Raw genomic sequence first — 22,609 nt, 5'->3', positions numbered from 1 at the left:
CATTCCACAAGGAGGCGGCTTCTTCACCAAAGGTGACGTTACCGGCAGTCCGCACTGACAGACCGGGCCCTAGGTCCCTCGGGTGTTCGACGGTGGTGTCAGCGCCGGGAGAAACCTGACTTTCCTCGTGCTGGGCGAGTCCAGGGCGGGTTCCCGCCGCAAGATCTTGGGGTCCTGCCTGGTGGCGAGACCGTCTTGGAGCCCGCCCCCGGGCCAGCAGCGGGCGCTCAGGCTCACCCTTCTGGGTAGGTCCACCCTGTCAAACTCCCTAGTCGCGCCGGGCGGCGGGGGCGGTGTGGGCGTCGTTGTGCAGCACGAGCTGATCCTTGCCGCCGCGCTTGGCTTGGTACATCGCGGTGTCGGCGGCGTGCAGCAGCTCCGCGGCGGTGCTGTCCGCGACGGCGAGGGCCATCCCGATGCTGGCGCTGATGGTGTGCGTGCCGGTCGATAGCAGGACGGGGGTGCGCAGGGCGCTCAGGATGCGCTGGGCGACGGTGGTGACGTCGGAAGGGGATTCGGCGTCGGGGCATAGCACGGCGAACTCGTCGCCGCCGAGCCGGGCGACGGTGTCACCTGGGCGAACGTTGGCCAGCAGCCGTTGGGCGGTCTGGGTGAGCAGCTCGTCGCCGGCGGCGTGGCCGGCCAGGTCGTTGATGGTCTTGAACCCGTCGAGGTCCAGGTAGAGCAGACCGACGGCCTGGCCGGTGCGGGTGCGGTTGGCCAGGGCGTGCTCGACCCGGTCGTGCAGCAGCGTCCGGTTCGGCAGGCCGGTAAGCCCGTCGTGTAAAGCCTGATGGCGAAGGGCTTGCTCGGCGTGCTTGCGGGCGGTGATGTCCTCGACCAGGGCGATGACCTGCCGGGCGGTGTTGGGGGTAGCGGCGATGGCCGACCCGGACAGCGATCCCCACCGTTCGGCGCCGTCTGGCCGGACGAACCGGAGTTCGAGCCGGACGCGCTCTGGCCCGGCGGGTGCGTCCTGCTCGGACCACAGCATGCTGAGCGCCTCCAGCAGGGCGGGACGGTCGTCCGGGTGCACGCACGGCAGCAGCCCGGACTTCTTGAACGCACCCTCGCTGCGGCCGAGCAGCGTGCACAGCGCCGAATTGACCACAGCGACCGCGCCGGCCGGCTGATCGGTCGTGGTGGTGGTGGTGGTGGTGGCGGTGGCCAGGATCATGCCGATCGGCGCGGTCAGGAAGGCGTTGCGGAATCGGGCCTCGCTCTCATCCAGGGCCCGTCCGGCACGTTCCTGGGTGGTGACGTCGACGCCCACCCCGCTGTTGCCAGCGACATCGCCGTGCCCATCCCCGATCGTGGTGACCGTCAGCTGCCCGCTCAACCGTCCGCCGTCGGCGGTCAGGTAGGTCCACAGCCGTTCGGTCTTGCGCGAGGCGTTCACGGGGCAAGGAGGCTTGAGAGAAATGCGTCCACGGCGGCGCCGACGCAGTCGGCTTCGGAGTCGACCAGCACCAGCGCGCGCGTCGCCCGCACGAAGCGATCGACCGGTCCGGCGGACGTCGCGATCAGGGCATGCCCATCGACTCCGCCGAGAGTCACCAAAAGGTACTCCGGGTCCTGGTCCCTCCAGATGCACACGTCGCCGCGCCCGGCAGGTGCGGCTTCGTCGCCCTCTAAACCCTGAACGAGCAAGTCGCGCGCGAACACCCATGTCCTTGCTGGGCCGTCGGCGGACGCAAAATCCGCGTGGACGGCGTACGGGTCCGAACTGGAATAGCGCAGCGTGGCGTAGAGCCAGTTCGTGTTCGATTCAGATATGAGCATTGTGGTAATCACTGCAGTCACTTCAAACCCGCGTCGCATCACGTCCGGCCCCCCTGAGAGCTCGAACTGAGCCGCACGGGGCGTCTGGCCGAGAACCGCCACGCGGCTGGCAGAGCCGCACACCGGGAAAGGGCATGCCAGCTGGGCCATGATGGACCGCGACGAACCATTCATATTGCCGGCCGCCACGACGCGACGTGCCGATCTTCGGAGGATGACCTCCGACCGAGAGTGATCCTGGTGAACGACGAGGCGCAACGCCAGGGACTCTGTGCGGCTTGCGAGCGCTCAACGACTCTCGGCGGCACTCACTGATTCGGCCCGCGGAGCCCAGTCGCTCGGCCGCCGCATCGGGGGGCGATCCTCCGCAGCTCTGCGCCCACAGCTCGACTGCGACTTCGGGATGGCGCGAAAGAACGGCCATGTTGCTCCCTTGACCAGTGATCAAGGGCGGCGTCTTTACCCTGCGCCAAGGCTAGACGGGTTTTGCGAATGTGCAACACGTGACGTAAGCGCCCCTGGTACGGGTCGCCACTCGGCCCCGGAGGCCGGCGAAGGCTCCGCTCGGTCGCAGTGGGCGGCGAGGCGGTCGAGGACGACCTCTATGTTGCTTGTCATCGCCGGTCCCGTGTGAACAGGTCAGCAGGCAAGACGGGAAGACTCGAGCCGCCGCGGATCGGCGCGAAACGGGTGTGCGTTGCCACATCTGTGGCTACATGTCCGCGGCCTTTGCCCGCGCGGGGTGCTGGCCGGTGCCTGGCATCGGCTATGGATGGCCATTCACTGCTCTTGATCGCCTTCAACGCTGCCGGGCGTTCTTGGCGAGGGCGTCGATCGTGCGGGACACCGTCGGGTCGGAGGCGACGAGGCCGAACACTCCGGGCTCGGCGCGCAGCACCGCGATATCCGCCAGGCAGTCCCCACCGAGCGCGAGCATGAGGGCGAGGCCGGTGACGACCTTCGCGGGATCGCGCACCGCCAACGGCTTACGCCACGGCGCGAGCGCCGCCGACAGGTCCCGGCCCTAGGGTCCTGATTGTCGTCACTCGGTGTTCGCGTGGCGAGATGCGGCGGCGGAGTTGTCGACGTTGCGGGCGGCGGCGATACCTAGGCATATGACGTCGAGCAGTAGGTGGGTGGCCTGGTCGAAGAGGCTCGACAGCGGCTGGATGGTGGGTGCCTCGTCCGCGCGGCGGAGTTTCGTTGCGGCGGGGACCACGAGGGAAATGGCCGCTGCGGTGCCGAGGGGGGAACCCGGGTCGGTGGTGACTGCGAGCACGTGCGCACCGCTGCGGGCGGCGGTTTCGGCGACCCGGACTGTTCCCGTGGTGGTGCCTGACCCGGAAACGGCGACGAGCGTGTCGCCTTCGCCGACCGCGGGTGTGGTGGTTTCTCCGATGACGTGGACGTGCAGGCCGAGGTGCATGAGGCGCATGGCGAACGCCCGTGCCATGAACCCGGACCGGCCTTCGCCGGTGACGAACACGTGGCCCGCCTTGAGCAGTGCGGTGGTCACTGCCTCGAGGTCGGCAGTGCTGGTGCGGGCGAGCACGGCAGAGATCTCGGCCTCGACCGCGGTGATCCGGCCAGCGGTGGTGGTGGGGAAGGCAGCTTGGGTGGTGATTGGCATGGGGTTCTCCTGGAGATGGGGGAGCGGGATCAGTGGGGGGCGAGAGGTCAGTTAGCGGACGTCGGGTCCGGGGTGGACGGCGGCTGGGAGGCGGCGGGCTTCGTCGAGCGCGCGGGCGACTCCGGAGGGGTCGCTGGCCCCGGTGACTGCAGATCCGACGACGAGCCGTAGGTCGGGAATCGTGCGTAGGGCTGGGACGTGGTCGAGCCCGAGTCCGCCAGCGACCGCGAGGCGTCGCCCGGTCGCCCAGTCACCCAGCATGTCCAGCACGCTGGTGCCGCCGGCCTGGTCGTCCTTGCCGACATGGGCGCCGAGCCTTATGTGCGGCGGCAGCCAACGGGCCAGCTCACTGCGGCGGGAATTATCGGTGAGCATCAGGTCGAGGACGACCTCCGCGGACCGCTCGTCGGCCGTGCGAATCGCTGCGCGGATCGTGGTGTCGGACGCGAGGGCGAGCACCGACACGGACGTGGCGCCCGCAGCCAGGGCGGCGGTCACCTCGGTCACGGCGTCGTCGACGGTCTTGAGGTCGGCATGGACCCACGGACCGTTGGTGGTGGCCGCAACGGCGTCTGCGACCTCGCGGACCGCGGACATGCCGTGCTCCTTGACGAGCGACGTCCCGACCTCGATGCCGTCTACCCATGGGGCGATGGAGCTCGCGATGGCGATGGCGCGGTCGAGCGGGAGCCGGTCGAGTGCTACTTGGATCTGCATCATGAGGCCACCATCCAGGGGAGAGTCGACGAGGTTGTCAGCGGGGAAGTACTCGCGCGGCCGGCCGCCGTCAGGAGAGCTGCGAGCTCGACGCGGGTCGGTAGGCCCTCCTGGTCGCCGAATGCGGTCGTCGCCAGGGCGCCGGCCCCGGCGGCGCGTAGCGCCCTGGCAGCCGGGTCTAGGTTGTCGAGCCCGGCGCTGATGAGGCCTGCCGCGAACCCATCGCCGGCCCCGACGGTGTCGACAGCGGTGACGGGCAGCGGGCCGACGCGGACGTGGTCGTCGGCGGTGAACACGTGTGCTCCGCGCCGCCCGTCCTTGACGGCGACGAGCTGAACTCCCCGCTCGAGGTAGAAGGCCGCGACGCCGGCCGGTTCGCGGGCGCCGGTGAGCAGGCGCCCTTCGTCCAGGCCGGGCAGGACCCAGTCGGCGCGAACGGCGAGTGCATTGGTCTCCCGCACCATCTCGCGCGTGGAGGCCCAAAGGGATGGTCGCAGGTTGGGGTCGACGCTGACCCGAACGCCGGACCTTCGGGCGAGCGTGACGGCGTCGTGGGCGAAGGTGCGAAGCCGCCCGCTGAGGGCTAGCGGGATCCCTGTCGCGTGCAGGTGCCGGGCGCTACGGACCAGCGCGTCCGAGGAGGGGGTAGCGGTGAGCTCGCGGCCGGCGGAATGACTTCGGAAGTAGACGACCTCCGGGTCGCCCCCGATGGTCCGGGACTTCAGCTGCAGCCCGGTGCGTTCACCGGGCGCGATGGCGACAGCGTCTGTTACCAAGCCAGCGCCGAGCATCGCCGCGAGGGCGCTGCGACCCACCGGGTCGTCCCCGAGCCGACCCACCCACGCCACGGTGTGGCCGAGGCGGGCGAGGCCGACCGCTACGTTGTACTCGGCGCCTGCGAGCGACCGGGTGAACCGGGTCACGTCCGCCAGATCGCCGGCGTCGTCGGCAACGAACATGCCCATGACCTCACCGAACGTCACGACGTCGACACCGACGCCGGTTCCCGTCGCGGTCATCGCGCCACCGCCAGGGTCTGACGCAGCCGAACCGGGTTGCGCAGGGTGCCGAGGCCGGCGACAGTGACGCTGACGACGTCGCCGTCGTGCAGTGGGCGGCTCGGGCCGGGCGCGCCCAGAAGCACGACGTCGCCTACGTCGAGTGTCATGAAGCTCGTCAGATAGGCCAGGACCTCGCCCACGGAGCGAGCGAGACCGCCACTGGTGGCACCGATCTCGTCGAGGCGGACGACGACGTCGTCCGGGTCGAAGGCGGGGTCGGTCTCGACCCAGGGCCCGAGCGGGGTGAAGGTGTCGTACCCCTTGGCTCTGGTCCAGCAGTCGTCGTTGGCCTGCAGGTCGCGCGCCGTGACGTCGTTCGCGCAGGTCCAGCCGAGGACTGCGTCGAGCGCGGTGGCCGGGTGAAGGTCGCGGGCGCGGCGACCGATGACCGCGGCCAGCTCGGCCTCGGCGTCGACACGTCCGATATCGTCCGGCACCTCGATCGCGTCAAGGGGGCCGATCACCGAGCCGGCAGGCTTCAAGAACGCACTGGGAGGCAGGAGCCGATCAGCAACGCCGGTGTTGTGGGCCATGCCAACCACGACCCGGGGGATCACCGGAGCGAGCAGCCGCACCCGCTCCAGCGCGACGTCGGGCCCGATCGGGGTGGTGTCGATCAAGGACGCGACCGGCTGGACGCGGTTCGCCGAGGTCTCCCGCTCGCCGCCCCCGACGAGCACACCGGTCTGGACGACGCCGGCATCCCAATAGCGGACGATCCTCATAGGACTCCTGCCTTCCACATTATGGATAGGGTTTCCATATGGAACTCACGACGACGGCAGACTCGCCTCCGCGCGACATGGTCGGCAAGGCGCTGCTGCTGCTGACCGTGGTGGGGCGGCACACGGATGGTGCGTCCCTGTCGGAGCTGGCCCGTGAGACCGGGTTTCCGCTCTCCACGACCCACCGGCTGCTGGCGTCCCTGGGCCGTGACGGCTTCGTCGAGCTGGACGCGGTGGCCAAGAGGTATCGCCTGGGCCTGCGTCTGTTCCAGCTGGGTGCGAGGGTGTCCGCGTCGCTCGGTTTCGGCGGGGTCGCACTGCCGGTGCTCGAGCACCTGTCTGAGGTGACGACCGAGGCAAGCCTGCTGTCCGTGCGGGACGGACACCACCAGCTTTACGTCCACCACGTCGAGGCGCGTCATCAGATCGGTGTCAAAGGAGACCCCGGTGGCCTCGGGCCTCTGCACTGCACCAGCATCGGCAAGGTCCTCATCGCGTTCGCCGACCCGGTTACGCGTGAGGAGTTGATCTCCAGCATCTCCCTCGTGCGCTTCACCGACCGCACCGTTACAGACCGTGATCGTTTGCGGTCCGAGGTCGCCCTCGTTCGCGGCAAGGGCTTCGCGATCACGGACCAAGAGCACGAAGAGGGTATCCGTGCGATAGCCGTCCCGGTCTTCGGGTCCGCGGGCACCGTGGTTGCGGCCGTGGCGATCGCCTGCCCCGCCTTCCGGGTCAGTCTGAAGGGCATGGGCGACTTCCTGCCGCCCCTGACCGCCGCTGCGGAGCGGCTGGCGGCACTCCTGCCGCACCGCTGATTTCGAGAGCTGGGACGCCGGGGGAGCCATCCGTGCCGTTCTCACCGGGCCGGGATGCTGTCGGTGTTTGGGCGCGTCGTCAGGTCGGCGTCGGAAATCTCCGCAGAGGGCCGGCCGGGCAGCTCATCCAGAGCGTCCAGGTCGGAATCGAGGTCCCGATCGCGCGTCTCCGGGGTGATGAACGTTGTCGCGATGGTGATGAGGGTGAGAAGCGCGAGGTAGACCGCGATCGGCACCCAGCTATCCGCGAACCAGGACAGCAGCAGCGAGCCGACCAGGGGCGCGACGCCGCCGGCGATGACCGCAGACGTCTCGCGGGCCACCGACACACCGGTGTAGCGGTGCTGAGCACCGAAAAGCTCGGGCATGAGTGCGCCCTGCGCGCCGAACATTCCCCACGTCGCGACACCGAGGGCGATCGAGATCGCCGCCACAGTTGCCGGGATGTTTCCAGTCGACAGGATCCACCACACGGGGAACACGAGAACCAGCTGGGCGATCGCGAATCCCCGGTATACCGGGATCCGCCCGAAGCGGTCGGTGAGCTTGCCAGCGACCGGCACGGTGACCGCGCCGACGGTGGCAGCGCAGATCAGGGCGATCGCGCCGATCGGACCGGGGTTGGCGACGTCGGCCAGAGCGACCGTGACGACATAGCTGATGGCGAGCGCCTGATAAACCGACGAGCCTCCGTTCTCAGCCATGCGCAGGCCGATGCCGATGGCGACGGTGCGGCGTGAGGTGCGTAGCAGGCTACGCAGGGGCTGCATCTCGATCTGCTCACGCGCCTCGAGCTTGGTGAATGACGGCGATTCCTTGAGCTTGTATCGGATCCACACGGCGATGGCGATCAGGACGGCGCTCGCGAGGAACGGCACCCGCCACAGCCAGCCGTAAAGAACCTCCTCGCTCGGCACGAGCAAAGCGAAGAAGACGACCGCAGCGATCACGGTACCGACCTGGATCCCCATGAACGGCAGGGCCGCGTAGAACCCGCGACGACGCGGCGGGGCGTACTCCGTCATCAAGGTCGCGGCGCCAGCCTGCTCCGCGCCGGCGCCGAAGCCCTGGGCGATCCGCAGGACGATAAGCAGCGCGGGAGCCCACATGCCCACCTGCTGGTACGTCGGCAGAACGCCGATCAGAGTGGAGGCGCCCCCCATCAGCAGGACCGTCATCAGCAGCACCTGCTTACGGCCGATCCGGTCGCCGAGCGAGCCGAAGAAGAGCCCTCCAAGGGGACGCACCGCGAAGCCAATGAAGTACGTGGCGAACGCGAGGATGCGACCCGTGGCTGGGTCAGCGTCGGTGAAGAAGAGCTGCCCGAAGATGAGGGCCGACGCCAAGCTGTAGAGCGCGAAGTCGTAGTACTCCAAGGCGCTTCCGAGGGTGCTAGCGAGCGCAGCGCGGCGAAGGTCGTGTTCGTTGATCTGGGCGGCGCCCGGACTGCTAGCGCCTTGAGTAGTGGACATCGTTGGTCACCTTCGTCGTCGAAGCGTGGTCACATCGTCGAGCCGCCGGCAATTCCGACGCGATGTGGGTAGTTGACATACTTGCCGGTGCTCCCGCGATACGGAAACGACTTCCATGATGTGGAATCGCTCCATCATCTCGAACTCAAGGGCGACGCCCCGCTCCCGGAACTCGTCAGCCAGCCCAGATCGTGCCGTCGCGACGCCTCGGAGAGGCCCGGCATCCACGGCCTCGATGCGCGAAAGGCGCGCGCCAGAGGTGCAAACCATCTCCCTATAGCGCATTGGCGGGTGAGCGTTACCCCTCTCGGGTTCGCCATTTCTGAGCGGGGGGTGCGCCCTTCCCTTGCTGGTCATTGGGTGCGCCGTGCTTTGGTGGCGGCTGGTTCATCATGGTCGCTAGCTTCCCCAGCGCACACGTGACCAACCACTACAACGACGAGTTCTGGGACCTGTGCGACGTGCCTGACGTGCTGCTCGCCCTGGGTCTCGGTGGGCGCAACGCCGGCCATCGCCGGGGAGCGGCTTCGCGCCGCACTCGACAGCTTGCATCAACTATGTGTGCTGATTGGGTATGGCGATGTCTCCGCGCTACGGGGGGATGCCCACCGAACTTTTTCGCGCGGATCTGCTGGGGGGCGACGTCGGTGGTCACACCCGTGGCCCGCCCGCGGCGTCCGTCAGGAGCGTCGCCAGCTGACCCAAGTTGTCCAGGCATACGTCGCCGGTCAAGCCCTTGAGGGCCGCGGTCATCGCGCCGGCGGCCCGCCCAGCTGCCAGACCGGGTTCGGCGTCTTCCACGACCAAGCAGCGGCCCGGCGTGACGCCGAGTTGTTCCGCCGCTTGCAGGTAGCCCTGCGGATCGGGCTTGCTGTGGGCAACGTCCTCAGCGGTGACCAGCAACGGTGCGGTGATGCGGGCAGCACCCAGGCGGGCGGTGGCGAGCCGGACGTCGGCGCTGGTGACGACGGCCCACGGAAGGCAGAGCCGCTCGAGGACCGCAACCAACTCGTGGGCACCGGTCGCCGGCGTCACGTCCGATAGATCGTCGTACTGCAGCTCGAGCTCGCGCGCCGCAGAGACAGCCACGGCGGCGTCGTCCAGGTGTGGCAGCAGACGCCGGACGGTGTGCTCCGACGTGCACCCCGTGGAGATCGCGAGCGCGGCAGCGGGTTCTATTCCGTGCTCGCCCGCCCAGGCCCGCCAGGCGCGTTCAACGGCGGCGTCGGAGTCCACCAGCGTCCCGTCCATGTCCAGCAGCACCGCATCGATGGTTGTCAGGTCCACAGGTTTCAGCTCCACGACATCTCCTCCGTAGTATCCTCGTGCAACGAGCATAAAGGGAGAACAGCCCGAGATGGCAACCGAACGACCCGAACGGGCCCGTAACGCCCGCTGGCGCGCAGCCGCGGAATTGCTGGAACTGGTGCGCCGCCAGCCCGGGATCACGCGCGCCGACGCGGCCCGGCGACTCAACGTGAGCAGCGGTACCGCCACCGAGATCTCAGCGCGGCTACGCAACCTCCGGTTGCTGACGGAGTCCCCGGCGCCGGCCGCGGGACGAGGTCGGCCCACGACGGTCCTGCACCCGCACGCGCGCGGACCGCTCGTGCTCGCGGCCGAGCTGCGCCATGAGGACTGGCGGGTCGCGGTGGTCACCCTCGACGGACGCCTGCACGACGTCCAGTCCGGCCGGCACCGCAGCCAGGACCCGCAGTCAGTGCTCACCGACCTGCGAGAAGCGCTCGACCAAGCGCGCAGCCGCTACCCCGAGCGGCTGCGCGCGGTGTCGCTCGCTGTCGCCGGGACCGTCCGTAACGACGAATTGGTGCAGGCTTCCACTCTCGGCTGGGGCGCGGTCGACCTCTCCGGGCTCACCGCCGGGACCGGCCTCGACTTCCTGCTCGGCAACGACGCCACGCTGGCCGGGGTAGCCGAGACCCGAACGGGCGCCGCCGCGGGCGCCAAGACGGCACTCCACCTCACCGTCGAGGTCGGGATCGGCGGCGCACTGCTTCTCGACGGACATCCCCTCACCGGCGCCGGCGGTGCAGGCGGTGAGTACGGGCACGTTCCCTTCGGCAACCCTGCATCGCAATGCCCCTGCGGCGCGCGAGGTTGCTGGGACCTCGAGGTCGATGGCCGGGCCCTCGCCCGCCACCTCGGCGAAGAGCCGCCAGCGGACCCGCGCCGCTACGCCCGCCAGGTCCTCGACCGGGCACCACACGAGCCGCGCGCCGCGCGCGCGGTCGCCGCCACCGTCACCGCACTCGCGGCCGGGATCGCCGGACTCGCGAACGCCCACGCCCCCGAGGTCATCACCCTCGGTGGGCTCGCAGTGCCACTGCGGATCGCCGCACCCACCGAGTTCGACGCGGCATTTCGCGGCGGCCTGATGACGTTCCTGCGGGCGCAGCCCCCACCTGTCCTCGACGCCGTGCACGGCGACGACGGCGCACTGCACGGCGCAGCCGCCGTCGGGCTCGACCACATCACCAGCGAGTCCGCCCTCGCCGACTGGGCCGAGAAGTCACCTGAGCCTGCCGCCACCTAGCTGAGCCTTCATTCCTATCGCAGGATGGCCCGCGATCCGGGCCTTCACCCCGCGGCAGAAGCAGCATGCGTGGGCGGGGTGAGGGACGACGCGCGTGCGGGGGGCGGCTCAGCTCAGACGCCGTAGAAGCGCGACGCCGTGCGCCAGGACAGGTGTTCGCGCTCCGCGGGGCTGGCGCCCAGCTCGTCCAGCACAATCGACAGCCACCGGCCGGGGGGCAGCCGTCGGGGCATCATCGCCGAAACCGGCCAGTCGCTACCCACCATCGCTCGGTCCGCGCCGAACGCATCGAGCGCGACCCCGAGCCACGGGCGAGCTGCGGGAACGAGTTCCTGGTCGTCACGTAGCTCGGGGGGCATCCCTGACAGTTTGACGCTGACCTGGGGCAGGGCGGCCAGCGCGCGTAGGTCCCTATCCCAGGTTCCGTCATCACCCGTTGCGACGGGCGGCTTGGCGAGATGATCGAGCACAACGGGCAGGTCCGGAACCTTCGTAAGGAGCGCAGTCAAGGCAGCAAGCTGGTGATGCCGGATGCACGCATCGAACGGCAGCCCCGCCTGCGCGAGCTCGCGCAAACCCTCAAGCAAGCCGGGATTCTCAAAGAACGACCGTGGCTCATCCTGCAGCATCCGGCGGATGCCGACTGTGCGGCCGGCTTCGCGCAGGGCCGCCAGCTCCGTCCTAGCCCCCCTGCCCCGCTCCAGCGGTGCATGGGCGACGACTCCCAGCAGCTCCGGCCAGCCGAGAGACTCGGCCCAGGCCACCTCGTCCGCCTTGCTCTCCGGACCCGCCTCGACAAATATGACACCGGTGGTGGCCGGCGCCCCAGCCTGGTATTCGGCCGGAAGATAGGGGCGGTCCAGCTCACCCTCCAGCCAGGAGTACTGCAGAACCGTGGGATCCCAGATGTGCACGTGGCTGTCGATAAGGCGTGTTTCAGCGGCAGGACGGTCAAGCTGATTCATCCGCCGACCGTATCCGCGTCGGCGACGAGGCGGAGACCGGCACGGTGTGAACGTACGTGCGGCCCCGCTGGCGCTGTCCAATTGCCCGCGTGATGGCTGGCGGCAATGGCATCCTCGTCGATCGTGATGCCGTTGCCGGGAAGGTCCCCCAGTACGACCCCGCCGTCGATGAAATCCTGGTCGACCGAGATGCCGAACGGCGACCCGAGGTCCTGCACCTCGGAGGCGAGGTGGTTCGGCACGGCGGCCGCTGCGTGTGCGACCGAGGGGTTCGCTGTCAGGCCGACGGGGCTGACGGGGAGGTCGCGGGAGTGGGCGGCATAGGCCACCCGCAGCAAATGCGTCACGCCCCACCCGCAGCCAACCTGCACGATGTCGACCGCGCCGCGATCGAAGAGCGGGGTGAACTGCTCTAGACCGGTCAGGTTCTCACCGGTCGCGACGGCGGCATGGATCGCGGTGCCGAGGCGTGCGTGACCGGCAGCGTCCCATCGCCGCAGCGGCTCCTCGATCCAGGTCAGGTCGCGGCGTGCCTCGATCGCCGTGACGTACCGCACGGCCTGCCTGAGGTTCCACGATTCGTTTGCGTCGAGCATCACTGCCGGAGTGACCCCGTTGCCGCTCAGGGCGTCGGCGACGATCCCCAGACGTCGGATGTCGCCATCTAGATCACGACCGCCCTTGAGCTTTCCGCTAGCGAAGCCTCGCTCACCCATCGTGCGGTACCAGGTCGCGAGCTGGTCGTCGTCGAGGGCGATGTCGAGACCTGACGCGTACCCGCTCACGAAGCGGTCGCGTGCGCCGAGCAACCGCCACAGAGGTTCGCCGGCGAGTTTGGCTTTCAGGTCCCAGAGCGCTGTGTCGAGTGTGCCGATTCCCCCGAACGTCGCACCCGAGTGCCCCGCCTTGAACACGCGGGCGAGCATGCGGTCGTAGAGGGCGGTCACGGCTCGGGGGTCTTCGCCTTCGATGGCCGGGAAGAGCCGGTCGATGTCCTGGTGCGACCCCATGCCGACGCCTTCGATGCCCTGGTCGGTCTCGAGGATGACGATCGAGACCTCACTGATGCCCGGATCGGTGAACCCGTTCACGTCTCCGACGGGCCTGCCCCAGTCGTGGAAGGTCCGCAGACAGCGGTAGCCGGTGATCTTCATACATCACCCTTCATAGGTCGTTTGGTGCGCGGAGAGCAGGGCACCGCGGTGTCCTGCCACTGTTGGCATGCCAGAAGATGCGGTCGGCGGCGACCCACAACCGAGGCACCGCGGACCGGTCCAGGGATGCCTGCGCATAGACGCGAGGAGAGGCGGCCATGCGAAGGGCGATCGAGCCACGTCGAAGCGGGCGGGACAAGATGTTCCAACTCCTCCCAAACAGCACCGGGGATACGCATCCCGGCCGACGCGATGAGACCTGCAATCCTGCTTTCACTCGCGGCCAATGCTCGGGGTTGTCGTCCCCGCCGTACCAGATCACGTCAGCCCTTCACACCGCCGGTCGCGAGACCGGTCTGCCAGAAACGTTGCAGGTACAAGAACACGATGACCAGCGGGATGATCGACAGGAACGCGCCTGCGATCACGGTTGAGAACAGCGCTTGTGCGCCACCGCCCGCCGTCGAGGTCGCCTGCTGCTGCGCGAGTCCGACAGTCAAGGGCAATAGCTTTCCGCTATTGAGCATGATGAGCGGCAAGAAGTAGTTGTTCCACGTCGCCACGAATGTGAACAGCATCACCGTGACCATGCCAGGCGCGAGCAGGCGGAGGGATACCGTCCAGAAGATCCGGTATTCGCCCGCGCCATCCACTCGTGCAGCCTGCATGAGCGAGTCGGGTACGGCATCGGCCGCGTACACGCGCATGAGGAACACACCGAACGGACTCACGAGCGAAGGCAGGATGACGGCCCACGGCGTATTGGTGAGGTGCGCCGAGGAAAACAGCAGATAGGTGGGGATCGCCAGTGCCGTGAGCGGGATCATGATCGCACCCAAAGTGATGGCGAACAGCAACTTGTCACCCGGGAACTTGTACTTTGCGAACGCATAGCCCGCCATTGTTGCGAGGGTGGTCGCGCCGAGCGCGGCAACGCCCGCGTATATGCCCGTGTTCAGCGCCCAACGCGCGTAGATGCCGTCCTGGTACGCGAACACGTCCCTGATGTTCGCGAAAAGGTTGAAGTCATGGCCAAACCACAGCCCGAACGTGGTGAACAGGTCGCTGTTGTCTTTTGTCGCGGACATGAAGAGCCAGATGAGCGGCAGGATGAAGTAGAGCACACTCAACCACATCACCAGGGTGAGCAGGTTACTGCGGCGCTTTCCGCGATTGACCGCCTTGCGGCGCTTGTCGCTCTTGGACGGCTTGCTGGGTGGCGCTGTCACCGGATTCAACTGGGCGGTCACCACCGCACCTCCCTCTTCTGCATGCTCAGCTGCACGACGTACGAGACGATCATGATGACGAAGCCGAGCAGGAATGCGATCGCCGCAGCGTAATTGATGTCCTGGTTCACGAACGCGACGTTGAAGGCGTAGAAGTTGGGTGTGAACCCCTGCGGGATCGCAGTAGGAGCGATTTCCACGAGTAGTTTCGGTTCGTTGAAGATCTGGAAGCTCCCGATGACCGAGAAGATGATCGTCAGGAAGATGGCGGGCCGAATCATTGGGATCTTCACGCTCCAGGCCAGTCGCCATTGGCTCGCGCCGTCGATCTCGGCGGCCTCGTGCAGCTCGGAGGGGATCGACTTGAGCGCCGCATACAGGATGATCATGTTGTAGCCGACGAACGCCCACGTGACGATGTTCATGATCGAGAACAAGATGAGCTGATCCGACAGAAAATCCGTAGGTGGCAACCCGAGTGCGCGGGTGATCTGGCCAGTGAGTCCGAAATCCCGCCCGTAGAGGTAGCCCCACATGAGCACGGCGACGACGCCGGGCACCGCGAAGGGCAAGAAGATGAGCAGCCGCACCGCCTTACTCCCGCGCGCTCGACCGGAGTCGAGCGCGAGCGCGAAGAATAGCGCGAGCCCGAGCATGATGGGCACCTGTACCAAGAGAATGAGTGCGGTGCGTCCGAGTCCGAAGAGGAAGGCGGGATCCTGGAACGCGCGCACATAGTTTTCGAAGCCGACGAATTTCGCGCCGCCGACGAGCTTGTGCGCGAAAAAGCTCAGGTAGCCCGAGTAGGCGAGCGGTGCGATGAACATCGTCGCGAACACGGCAAAGAATGGGAGGATGAATCCGTAGGCAACGAGGTGCTGCTTCCGCTGGATCGCGCTGGTCATCTCGAGCTCCTTCGATCAGGTGATGTTTCGGCGGGAGCGGCCCGGGGTTTGATCCCCGGGCCGACCGCTTTCTATCCGTTGACCGTGAAGCCCTGCTGCTTTGCATAGTCGACGAGTGCGTCCTGCCAGGCATCCAGGCCCGCAGCGAGATCGCCCTTGGCCGCGACGGCGGCCCCGAACGTTTCATTGAAGCTGGAGTAGGCGAACTCCATGAACGGCAGCCACTGCCAATCGGTGTCTACCGTTGTGGAGATCTCCGCGAACAGCTTGTTGACCTGCTGTCCACCGTAGAAGTCAGACTCTTGGTCGACGAAGACCGGGTCCTCGAGTACCGCGATCGCCGTCGGGAAGAAGTTCTGCTGGGTCGTGAACAGCAACGCTGGGTCGTGTGCGTTGTTGATCCACTTCGCGAGCTCGTAGGCCGCGATCGGGTTCTTCGTGGTCTTGAGCACCGCGTCGGCTGAACCGCCCTGGTTGCCCGAGGCCGGCTTGCTCGTGTCCCACTGCGGCAGCGGCGCGGCGCGCCACAGGCCCGACGTGTCCTTCGCGGCACCGGAGAGGAAGACCGGAGCCCACGCCGCCGTCAGCCAGCCGGCGTACTTGCCCTGGTTGAGACCCTGGTACCACTCGTCGTTGAAGTCAGGGTCGATCGAGACGAGATCGTTCTGGATCATGTCCTGCCAGTAGGCCATCACTTTCTTCGCCTCAGGGCTGTTCACGTCGATCGTGACATTCTGCCCGCCGTCATAGCCGAACGGCTTGACACCCGCCTGCCACAACAGCCCGAGCCACCCTGCGCCCTGGCTCGGCGCCATGTTGGAGATGTAGGAGCTCGTGTTCGCGCGCACCTTCTCCGCGGCGGTCTTGTAGTCCGCCCACGTTGCGGGAGGCTCAGTGACGCCTGCCGCGTTCATGATGTCCTCGCGGTACAGGTTGCCCATCGGCCCCGAGTCCTGCGGGATCGCGAGCACCTGGTCGTTGGAGAGGACCTGCTTCCAGACCCACGGCACGTACTGGTCAGCGAGGTCTGCCGCACCGTACGGCGTCAGATCGAGGAGCTCGCCGGTCTGTGCGAACGAGGAAATGAACTGGTACTCCAACTGGACCACGTCAGGGCCGCCGGTACCGGCCTTTGATGCGGTGCGCACCTTTGAGTAGTGATCCAAGCCCTGGCCGACGTTCTCGACCGTGACATGGATCTCCGGGTACTGCTTCTCGAACATGTCGACCTGGTCCTGAACGTCGGGTACCCAGGTCCAGAAGGTCAGTTCCGTTGGCGTGTTCAGCGCTTCTTCGCGTTGCGCATCCGTGATCTGACCGCCCGTGTCATCCGGGCCTGGGCTGTTGTTGTCGTCCGGATCTGTGCTGGACGTGCAGCCGGCGAGCGTCAATGCCGCCACGGCGGCAATCGAGGTGATCGCGACCGCGGCCTTGCGTGCTCCTTGCCTCATGATGGCTCTACTCTCTCTGGCTCGGGGATGTAGACGGCCCCGGATTCGGGGTCGCGTTGCTCGACGAGGACGGTGACATCCCACGGTTCGAGAACGATCGGTTTTCCGCCGCTCCGTTGCGGCGGGTGAGCGGTGGCGGGCTCGGATGACCAGTTGCTAATGAACCAGACGCGCTCGTCGCCACTGCTGCCAGAGGTGACCGTGACCGGGGCATCGAACTGCCATTCGCTCGCGCTCGCGATCGGTACGGCCCAGCGAAGAATGGATGTCGCAAGCGCGAGGTCGGGCAGCATGCCCACGTAGGTGACGCGCCCTGCACCGTGCTCGCGCGAGGTCACCGCGGGCCGGCCCGCGTAGATACCCGAGGAGTACACGGCAACAACATCGGCGCCGTCGGCGACGAGCGCATCCGCCCAACCCTCGGCGTGGCCGCCACCGAAGGTGGCGCCGTCGATGCCGACCGGTGCGTCGAGCGAGGAGTACTCGTCGTACCAGACCCCCGCCGCGGCGGCGAGACGCCCGGGCGCTCGCTCGGGCCGTGCCCTGGCGAGCTGGTCGCCGTAGCCGGTTCGGATGCCGACCACGAGGTGCCCGCCTGCCTCGGCGTAACGCACGAGGGCGTCGAGCATGCCGTCATCGGCGACGTAGAGGGTCGGCACGACGAGGGTGGGGAACTCGGCCACGAAGTCCTCCGTGTCGCGCTCCCGGAACTGGGCTGCGTGCACGATCCGACTCTGGGTACCCGCCTCGAAAGCCGCGCGGTAGTAGCGATCGAAGATCCGCAGGTACGACATGCCATCCGGTCCGCCCTCGGCGTCGGCGAGCGGCGGGTAGAACTCGAAACTGTGTTTGGTGTCGATCGAATAGAGCAGGGCGACATCGGCATCGGGCGTGAACCCCTCGAGCACTGGCCCGAGGTCGCGCAACCGGCGACCGAGCTCCGCGATCTCACGGTAGATGCGACCGGGTTGGCCACTGTGCGGCAGCACCCCGCCCCAGTAGGTTTCGATGCCGTAGTGGGGTGTCTGCCACTGCCAGTACTCGATCATCCGAGCGCCGCGTGCCACAAGCGCGAGGCCCGCGAGCGCGATCTGGCCCGGGTACGGCGTGTGGTGTTGCCAGTGGGACTGCCCGATGGACTGCGCGTTCGTCTCGGTGACCAGGAACGGAGCCTGTGCCGAGCTGAACATGCGGTCACCCTGCTCAAAGAGTGCCCACACTCCGGACGACCACCACTTCGCGGTTCGCGGCACCTCAACCCCGATGCGGAGTGCGTCCTGCATCATGTAGTAGGGATTGCCCGCCGTGACATCGAGCTGCTGCACGAGCTGGCGGTCGTCGATCGCCGGGCGTTCGTACGATATGCAGGTCGTCACGAACTGGCGGGGACCCGCGTACTCGCGCACGATGCGGGCCTGCCACGCGATGAATTCGGTGACGAGCTCGGCCTGGTAGCGGCGCCACTCGAGTTGGTACTGCGGTGAGTGGTTGCCATCGGGGCGCCAGAGCTCATCCCAGCTGCGGATGCGCTGCGACCAGAACGTGAGCCCCCATTCCCGGTTGAGCGTCTCGACATCCTCGTACCGGCCTTCGAGCCAGCCCAGGAAGCCATCGAACACCCGCTGGTTGTGCAGGAGGAACGGGCCAGGCTCGTTGTCGACCTGGTAGCCGATGATCGCGGGGTGGCTGGCATACTTCGCGGCGATCGCCCGGATGACGCCCTCCGCGTGCTGCCGGAACAGGGGATGCGTGATATCGACCTCCTGACGCCGCCCCCAGGGATGGCGCACCCCAGTGGCCTCCTCGCCCGCTAGCTCCGGATCCATCGCGCGAAGCCACGGGGGGACGGCATAGGTTGGCGTACCGAGCACGACCGAGATGCCGCGGGCATGCGCACCGTCGAGCACGGGCTGCAGCCAGTCGAGGTGATACACCCCCGGCTCTGGCTCCCACGTCGCCCACACAGACTCGCCAACGCGAATGACCGAGAAGGATGCCTCGGCCATCAGGTCAAGGTCGCCCTCGAGGTCACCGTTCACGCGGTACTCGTTGTAGAACGCCGCTCCGAACAAGATCCGGTCAGGTAGCAGGTGCGCGTCGGCCAAGGTCCACTCCGTTGTGGCTGGTTGCCGGATGTTTCCGACAACATCGTCGCGACTTGGAGCCCAATGTTTCCGGCAACATGTCGCGGCCACGATTATGTTGCCGGTAACATGACGGTGTCAAGGCCAAGGAGGAACGATGACCGAGGCGCAACCAAGCGTCGAACGGCCGGCCACGATCTATGACGTGGCGCGAGCTGCCGGGGTGTCCCATGCGACTGTGAGCAGGTTGCTCAAGGGCTACGAGGGCATCCGGCCCGACACGCGCGACCGCGTCGCCAAGGCGATCCGCGAACTCGGCTATCGGCCCAACCTCAACGCCCGCTCGCTGACGACAGGCCGCTCGCACCGCATCGCTGCGCTCACCCACGAGATCACTCAGGTTGGTCCGAACAAGATCCTCGAGGGCGCCACCATGGCCGCCCGCGACGCGGGCTACTTGCTCGACGTCATCACCCTGGATCTGCACAACCCCGCGGCGATTCGCGAGTCCATCGACCTTGCACTCCAATTCGACCTCGCGGGGGTGCTCGCGCTCTCGTCGACCGACGAGGTGACGAACGCGGTGAAGTCCACGACGTTCCGGGTGCCGCTCTACCTGGCCACAGGCCACGACAAGCTGCCAACCGACACCACACCCGCCGCCAACGGTCTCCTCGCCGTGCTGCGTCACCTTTCCGATCTCGGTCACCGCGATATCGTGCACATCGCCGGCCCGCGCACCTGGGTGGGGGCGCGCAACCGCACCCGTGAATACGAGGCAGCCATCATCGAGCTTGGCCTGAACTCTCGCAGCGTCATTCACGGCGATTGGTCCGCCCGGTCCGGTTATGAGGCGATCGCATCGCTGCCGGGTGAACTGCCCGCGACGGCGTTTGTCGCAGCCAACGATCAGATTGCGCTCGGTGTCATCCTCGCGTTGAACGAGCGCGGTCACCGTGTACCGGACGACGTCAGCGTCACTGGAGTCGACGACACCCCGGAAGCAGCGTACTTCTCGCCGCCCCTCACGACTCTTCGGCTTGATTTCACCGCCCAGGGCAGAGATGCGGTGCAGCAACTTCTCGCGCTCATCGACGGAACGGCGCCGCCGCCGCTGGCGCCACGACGGCCCGAGCTGATCGTGCGTCGATCGACGGGACCGGTCCGGTCACGCGAGTAGACCGAGCAGGGGCACCCTGTGGCGTTCTGGCGAGTGTTCGCCGAACCACGTGAGTCAGTGTGATCGCGTTCCCCGACTTCGATCCGAGCGATCACGTCGATGAGAGATCACCTGAAGTCATATCGGAATATGGAGGGTCTCGTAGGGCGGGTTCGGACCGCGGCCTCAGCGGCTGCGGCGCGAGCGGATCACCCCGGTGTCGAACCCGGCCAGCTGCAGACCCCGTGAAACCGGACGTGCTGCACGAGCACGACCTGCGTGACGCCGGCCCGCTCGAGCGCCGGCCGCACTTCGCCGATCTCGACGGTGCGGTTGATCGGTGCGAGCGATGGTCCGAGCCATGGGTAGCTCGCGCGCTCAAGGTCCCACACGTGCAGATGTGCGTCGATGATCACGGCGTGCCTCCCATAGTGTCCCTCTAGACTGGCGCCGTGCCTGGCGAGCGGACGGTGGACGGACCCGGCGGGTCGCTCTCGCAGACGGACGTGGTGATCAAGGGCATCAAGGCCATGATCATCCGTGGTGACCTGGGACCAGGCGATCGGCTCCCGGTCGAGAAGGAGCTGGCCGAGGCGTTCGGTGTCTCCCGGGGGCCGCTTCGCGAGGGCGTGCGCGCGCTGGTCCTCCTCGGCGTGCTGGGTACCCGTCGCGGCAGTGGCACGTACGTCACGTCGCTGGACGCCGCGCGACTGCTCAGTCCGGTGGGCTTCTTCGCCGACCTGCACCAGCCCGCGAGCTCGGCGCATCTCTCGGCGGTGCGCCGTGTCCTGGAGGTCGAGGCGGTCGGGCACGCAGCTGCCGTGATCACCGACGAACAGCTCGACATGCTCGCCAGCGCGCTTGATGAGATCGACCACGAGCTGGCGGGCGCGGGGAACGGCAACCTCGAAGCGGTGATCGACGCGGACAACCGGTTCCACACGACAATCGCTCGAACCGGTGGCAACCCCGTGCTCGCCGCGCTGGTGGAGAGCCTGGTGAGTCGAACGTTCCGGTCGAGGCTGTGGCGGGCCATCCATGAACGCGGCGCGAACGAGCGCACCCAGTCGGAGCACCGGGCGATCCTCGATGCGCTGCGTCGACGAGACCCGGACGCCGCAAGGATCCGGATGGCGGGTCACCTGCTCGCCGTGGAGCTGTCGGTCGAGCATCAGGACGAGGGGTCGGCCGACCACATCGAGCCGTTCGGGTAGGAGTACGCAGCCACTGACTCCTCGTGCATCTGGGCGGAGTACCCGGGCCGCGAGGGAAGCGTGTAGCTGCCGCCCTTGACCACGCAAGGGTCGGTGAAGTGCTCGTGCAGGTGGTCGACGAACTCTGTGACGCGGCCCTCGAGCGTTCCTGACACGGCGACGTAGTCGAAGATCGACAGGTGCTGAACGAGTTCGCACAGCCCTACCCCACCCGCGTGCGGGCAGACCGGGACGTCGAACATCTTCGCCATCAGGTAGACCGAGAGGATCTCGTTGACGCTCGCGAGCCGAGCCGCGTCGAGCTGGCAGAAGTCGATCGCGCCTGCCTGGAACATCTGCTTGAAGAGCACACGGTTCATGCCGTGCTCGCCGGTGGCAACCCCGATGGGTGCCACGGCCTTGCGGATGGCGGCGTGGCCCAGCACGTCGTCGGGACTAGTCGGTTCCTCGATCCAGTAGGGCTCGAACTCAGCGAGTCGGTCGATCCACTCGATCGCCTCGGGGACGTCCCACACCTGGTTCGCGTCAATCATCAGCTTGGCGTCCCAACCGATCACCTCGCGCGCGATACGCAGCCGGCGCACGTCGTCCTCGACGTCCGCGCCGACCTTGAGCTTGACGTGTCGATAGCCCTCATCGACGGCTTCCTGCAGGAGGCGACGCAGCTTCTCGTCCGAGTAGCCCAGCCACCCCGCGGACGTGGTGTAGCAGGGGTACCCACCCCGCGCCTTGAGCTCAGCGATCCGCTCCAGGCGGGTGGGCTCCATCTCGGCGAGGAGGGCGATCGCCTGCTCGCGGGTCAGCACGTCGGACAGGTACCGCAAGTCCGCGGCGTCGACGAGCTGCTCCGGCGTCATCTCGACGAGCATCTGCCAGAGTGGCTTGCCGGCCCGGCGCGCGGCCAGGTCCCAGAGCGCATTCATGACCGCAGCCATCGCAAGATGGACGACGCCCTTCTCCGGGCCGAGCCACCTGAGCTGCGAGTCGGAGGCCAGCCCGCGGTAGGCGGCCCCGAGGTCTCCGACGAGCTCGGCGACGTCGCGGCCGATCAGCGACTGAGCGCGCTGGCGCGCCGCTTCGGCCGCAAGGTCGTTGCCACGCCCGATGGTGAACGTGAAGCCGTACCCGGCGAGCGTCGGGTCGTCGGTGTCCAGGACAACGTAGGCGGCGGAGTAGTCGCCGTCCTTGTTCATCGCGTCCGAGCCATCCTGCGACAGGGAGGTGGGAAAGCGAACGTCGAAGACTTGAACCCCAGTGATGGTGGTCATCGGAGCGCTCATGCCTCGAATTTCGCGGCCGGGAGCAGACCCTCGGCCACCAGGTCGGCCCACAGCTCGCCCGGCACGTGCGTGGTCGACCGGGTGATCAGGCCACGGGCGTGGGCTGCGGTGCGGGTGCCCATCACGACTCCGGCGACGGTGGGGTGCCGGAGCAGAACTGCGCCTCGCCATGGCCCACCCGTCACCATGCTGAGACCTCCCGTGTCATCTGAGCCAGATCATCATACCAAATGACTGCCCAACACTCGCACAACCCTCACCTACGCCCGATCCTGGTGGGGGATAGCCCAATAGATATGACGTCTACAGACCTTCGAGTGTCCGCGGTGCGCGGAGCGTCCTACGTGGGAGCCACGACGACCGACGTCCATGACGTCGTCCCTGCGGCCCCGCGGGCGGGCGAGGTCCA

At 67.5% G+C, this 22,609-nt stretch carries 22 protein-coding genes and 1 pseudogene; 5 read left to right on the top strand and 18 right to left on the bottom strand.

The features are described 5' to 3' along the window. Positions 1-268: 268 nt before the first annotated feature. From J4E96_RS11880 to J4E96_RS11850, 7 genes and pseudogenes are all read right to left on the bottom strand, one after another. Positions 269-1,399, bottom strand: coding sequence for a GGDEF domain-containing protein (locus J4E96_RS11880; protein WP_227422311.1), 1,131 nt, complete (start codon positions 1,397-1,399; stop codon positions 269-271). Then, on the bottom strand, positions 1,396-1,971 hold the full coding sequence (locus J4E96_RS11875; RefSeq protein ID WP_227422310.1) for an SsgA family sporulation/cell division regulator: 576 nt from the start codon (positions 1,969-1,971) through the stop codon (positions 1,396-1,398). Before J4E96_RS11875 ends, J4E96_RS11880 begins: the two co-directional genes overlap by 4 nt. 616 nt (positions 1,972-2,587) lie before the next feature. Continuing rightward, positions 2,588-2,806, bottom strand: a pseudogene (locus tag J4E96_RS11870) (IS1380 family transposase); the annotation flags it as partial. An 18-nt stretch (positions 2,807-2,824) separates the two neighbouring features. Continuing rightward, the gene (gene hxlB, locus J4E96_RS11865) at positions 2,825-3,412 is read right to left on the bottom strand and encodes a 6-phospho-3-hexuloisomerase (RefSeq protein WP_227422309.1); all 588 of its coding nucleotides are present in this window, start codon (positions 3,410-3,412) and stop codon (positions 2,825-2,827) included. A 51-nt stretch (positions 3,413-3,463) separates the two neighbouring features. Continuing rightward, the gene (locus J4E96_RS11860; RefSeq protein WP_227422308.1) at positions 3,464-4,132 is read right to left on the bottom strand and encodes an orotidine 5'-phosphate decarboxylase / HUMPS family protein; all 669 of its coding nucleotides are present in this window, start codon (positions 4,130-4,132) and stop codon (positions 3,464-3,466) included. After that, positions 4,129-5,148 carry a sugar kinase gene (locus J4E96_RS11855; protein WP_227422307.1) on the bottom strand — a complete coding sequence of 340 codons (1,020 nt, stop codon included), beginning with the start codon at positions 5,146-5,148 and terminating at the stop codon, positions 4,129-4,131. Before J4E96_RS11855 ends, J4E96_RS11860 begins: the two co-directional genes overlap by 4 nt. Beyond that, positions 5,145-5,915 (bottom strand): fumarylacetoacetate hydrolase family protein, encoded by a 771-nt coding sequence (locus J4E96_RS11850; RefSeq protein WP_227422306.1) that lies wholly within the window; start codon positions 5,913-5,915, stop codon positions 5,145-5,147. The genes J4E96_RS11855 and J4E96_RS11850 overlap by 4 nt, the downstream gene beginning before the upstream one ends. Positions 5,916-5,953: 38 nt before the next feature. Between J4E96_RS11850 and J4E96_RS11845 the strand changes: the two genes are divergently transcribed. Beyond that, positions 5,954-6,733 (top strand): IclR family transcriptional regulator, encoded by a 780-nt coding sequence (locus tag J4E96_RS11845; protein ID WP_227422305.1) that lies wholly within the window; start codon positions 5,954-5,956, stop codon positions 6,731-6,733. Between the two features lie 41 nt (positions 6,734-6,774). Here J4E96_RS11845 and J4E96_RS11840 read toward each other — a convergent pair whose 3' ends face one another. Beyond that, on the bottom strand, positions 6,775-8,205 hold the full coding sequence (locus J4E96_RS11840; RefSeq protein ID WP_227422304.1) for an MFS transporter: 1,431 nt from the start codon (positions 8,203-8,205) through the stop codon (positions 6,775-6,777). Between the two features lie 356 nt (positions 8,206-8,561). Here J4E96_RS11840 and J4E96_RS20505 point away from each other — a divergent pair, with 356 nt between their 5' ends. Continuing rightward, on the top strand, positions 8,562-8,945 hold the full coding sequence (locus tag J4E96_RS20505) for a WDGH domain-containing protein (protein ID WP_454824030.1): 384 nt from the start codon (positions 8,562-8,564) through the stop codon (positions 8,943-8,945). Here J4E96_RS20505 and J4E96_RS11835 read toward each other — a convergent pair. Further along, a complete protein-coding gene (locus J4E96_RS11835; RefSeq protein WP_227422303.1) occupies positions 8,857-9,507 on the bottom strand; it encodes an HAD-IA family hydrolase in 651 nt (216 codons plus the stop codon). The genes J4E96_RS20505 and J4E96_RS11835 overlap by 89 nt on opposite strands. A gap of 55 nt (positions 9,508-9,562) precedes the next feature. Here J4E96_RS11835 and J4E96_RS11830 point away from each other — a divergent pair, with 55 nt between their 5' ends. Continuing rightward, positions 9,563-10,759 (top strand): ROK family transcriptional regulator, encoded by a 1,197-nt coding sequence (locus J4E96_RS11830; protein ID WP_227422302.1) that lies wholly within the window; start codon positions 9,563-9,565, stop codon positions 10,757-10,759. 113 nt (positions 10,760-10,872) lie between these two features. On the opposite strand, the gene J4E96_RS11825 is transcribed toward J4E96_RS11830, so the two are convergent. The 6 genes from J4E96_RS11825 to J4E96_RS11800 form a co-directional block, all read right to left on the bottom strand. Further along, complete coding sequence (locus J4E96_RS11825) at positions 10,873-11,724, bottom strand: amidohydrolase family protein (protein WP_227422301.1); 852 nt, start codon at positions 11,722-11,724, stop codon at positions 10,873-10,875. Continuing rightward, entirely contained in the window at positions 11,721-12,878 is a 1,158-nt protein-coding gene (locus J4E96_RS11820) for a mandelate racemase/muconate lactonizing enzyme family protein (protein ID WP_227422300.1), read from the bottom strand. The genes J4E96_RS11825 and J4E96_RS11820 overlap by 4 nt, the downstream gene beginning before the upstream one ends. A gap of 323 nt (positions 12,879-13,201) precedes the next feature. Further along, on the bottom strand, positions 13,202-14,131 hold the full coding sequence (locus J4E96_RS11815) for a carbohydrate ABC transporter permease (protein WP_406619802.1): 930 nt from the start codon (positions 14,129-14,131) through the stop codon (positions 13,202-13,204). Next, positions 14,125-15,012, bottom strand: coding sequence for a carbohydrate ABC transporter permease (locus tag J4E96_RS11810; protein WP_227422299.1), 888 nt, complete (start codon positions 15,010-15,012; stop codon positions 14,125-14,127). The genes J4E96_RS11815 and J4E96_RS11810 overlap by 7 nt, the downstream gene beginning before the upstream one ends. 71 nt (positions 15,013-15,083) lie before the next feature. Beyond that, a complete protein-coding gene (locus J4E96_RS11805) occupies positions 15,084-16,463 on the bottom strand; it encodes an ABC transporter substrate-binding protein (protein ID WP_227422298.1) in 1,380 nt (459 codons plus the stop codon). Further along, positions 16,460-18,568, bottom strand: a complete 2,109-nt coding sequence (locus J4E96_RS11800; protein WP_227422297.1) for a beta-galactosidase — start codon at positions 18,566-18,568, stop codon at positions 16,460-16,462. The genes J4E96_RS11805 and J4E96_RS11800 overlap by 4 nt, the downstream gene beginning before the upstream one ends. 136 nt (positions 18,569-18,704) lie before the next feature. On the opposite strand from J4E96_RS11800, the gene J4E96_RS11795 reads away from it, so the two are divergent. Further along, complete coding sequence (locus J4E96_RS11795) at positions 18,705-19,727, top strand: LacI family DNA-binding transcriptional regulator (RefSeq protein WP_227422296.1); 1,023 nt, start codon at positions 18,705-18,707, stop codon at positions 19,725-19,727. 188 nt (positions 19,728-19,915) lie between these two features. Here the strand turns inward: J4E96_RS11795 and J4E96_RS11790 are convergent, their stop codons facing one another. Continuing rightward, on the bottom strand, positions 19,916-20,122 hold the full coding sequence (locus J4E96_RS11790; protein WP_227422295.1) for a hypothetical protein: 207 nt from the start codon (positions 20,120-20,122) through the stop codon (positions 19,916-19,918). 93 nt (positions 20,123-20,215) lie between these two features. Here J4E96_RS11790 and J4E96_RS11785 point away from each other — a divergent pair, with 93 nt between their 5' ends. After that, on the top strand, positions 20,216-20,920 hold the full coding sequence (locus J4E96_RS11785; RefSeq protein ID WP_264466151.1) for a FadR/GntR family transcriptional regulator: 705 nt from the start codon (positions 20,216-20,218) through the stop codon (positions 20,918-20,920). Here J4E96_RS11785 and J4E96_RS11780 read toward each other — a convergent pair. Both J4E96_RS11780 and J4E96_RS20205 read right to left on the bottom strand, forming a co-directional pair. Continuing rightward, positions 20,878-22,188 (bottom strand): L-fuconate dehydratase, encoded by a 1,311-nt coding sequence (locus tag J4E96_RS11780; protein ID WP_227422294.1) that lies wholly within the window; start codon positions 22,186-22,188, stop codon positions 20,878-20,880. The two genes, J4E96_RS11785 and J4E96_RS11780, sit on opposite strands and share 43 nt — an antisense overlap. A gap of 8 nt (positions 22,189-22,196) precedes the next feature. After that, on the bottom strand, positions 22,197-22,322 hold the full coding sequence (locus J4E96_RS20205) for a hypothetical protein (RefSeq protein WP_264466150.1): 126 nt from the start codon (positions 22,320-22,322) through the stop codon (positions 22,197-22,199). Positions 22,323-22,609 lie beyond the last annotated feature (287 nt).

This window comes from Pengzhenrongella sicca (assembly GCF_017569225.1).
GTDB classification, from domain to species: domain Bacteria; phylum Actinomycetota; class Actinomycetes; order Actinomycetales; family Cellulomonadaceae; genus Pengzhenrongella; species Pengzhenrongella sicca.
This window is presented reverse-complemented; position numbering and strand designations above follow the sequence as displayed.

Coding starts and splice junctions, on each gene's coding strand:
- hxlB (WP_227422309.1), bottom strand. CDS start 3,412: ATGCCAATCACCACCCAAGCTGCCTTCCCCACCACCACCGCTGGCCGG.
- J4E96_RS11860 (WP_227422308.1), bottom strand. CDS start 4,132: ATGATGCAGATCCAAGTAGCACTCGACCGGCTCCCGCTCGACCGCGCC.
- J4E96_RS11855 (WP_227422307.1), bottom strand. CDS start 5,148: ATGACCGCGACGGGAACCGGCGTCGGTGTCGACGTCGTGACGTTCGGT.
- J4E96_RS11850 (WP_227422306.1), bottom strand. CDS start 5,915: ATGAGGATCGTCCGCTATTGGGATGCCGGCGTCGTCCAGACCGGTGTG.
- J4E96_RS11845 (WP_227422305.1), top strand. CDS start 5,954: ATGGAACTCACGACGACGGCAGACTCGCCTCCGCGCGACATGGTCGGC.
- J4E96_RS11840 (WP_227422304.1), bottom strand. CDS start 8,205: ATGTCCACTACTCAAGGCGCTAGCAGTCCGGGCGCCGCCCAGATCAAC.
- J4E96_RS11830 (WP_227422302.1), top strand. CDS start 9,563: ATGGCAACCGAACGACCCGAACGGGCCCGTAACGCCCGCTGGCGCGCA.
- J4E96_RS11825 (WP_227422301.1), bottom strand. CDS start 11,724: ATGAATCAGCTTGACCGTCCTGCCGCTGAAACACGCCTTATCGACAGC.
- J4E96_RS11820 (WP_227422300.1), bottom strand. CDS start 12,878: ATGAAGATCACCGGCTACCGCTGTCTGCGGACCTTCCACGACTGGGGC.
- J4E96_RS11810 (WP_227422299.1), bottom strand. CDS start 15,012: ATGACCAGCGCGATCCAGCGGAAGCAGCACCTCGTTGCCTACGGATTC.
- J4E96_RS11805 (WP_227422298.1), bottom strand. CDS start 16,463: ATGAGGCAAGGAGCACGCAAGGCCGCGGTCGCGATCACCTCGATTGCC.
- J4E96_RS11795 (WP_227422296.1), top strand. CDS start 18,705: ATGACCGAGGCGCAACCAAGCGTCGAACGGCCGGCCACGATCTATGAC.
- J4E96_RS11780 (WP_227422294.1), bottom strand. CDS start 22,188: ATGACCACCATCACTGGGGTTCAAGTCTTCGACGTTCGCTTTCCCACC.
- J4E96_RS20205 (WP_264466150.1), bottom strand. CDS start 22,322: ATGGGCACCCGCACCGCAGCCCACGCCCGTGGCCTGATCACCCGGTCG.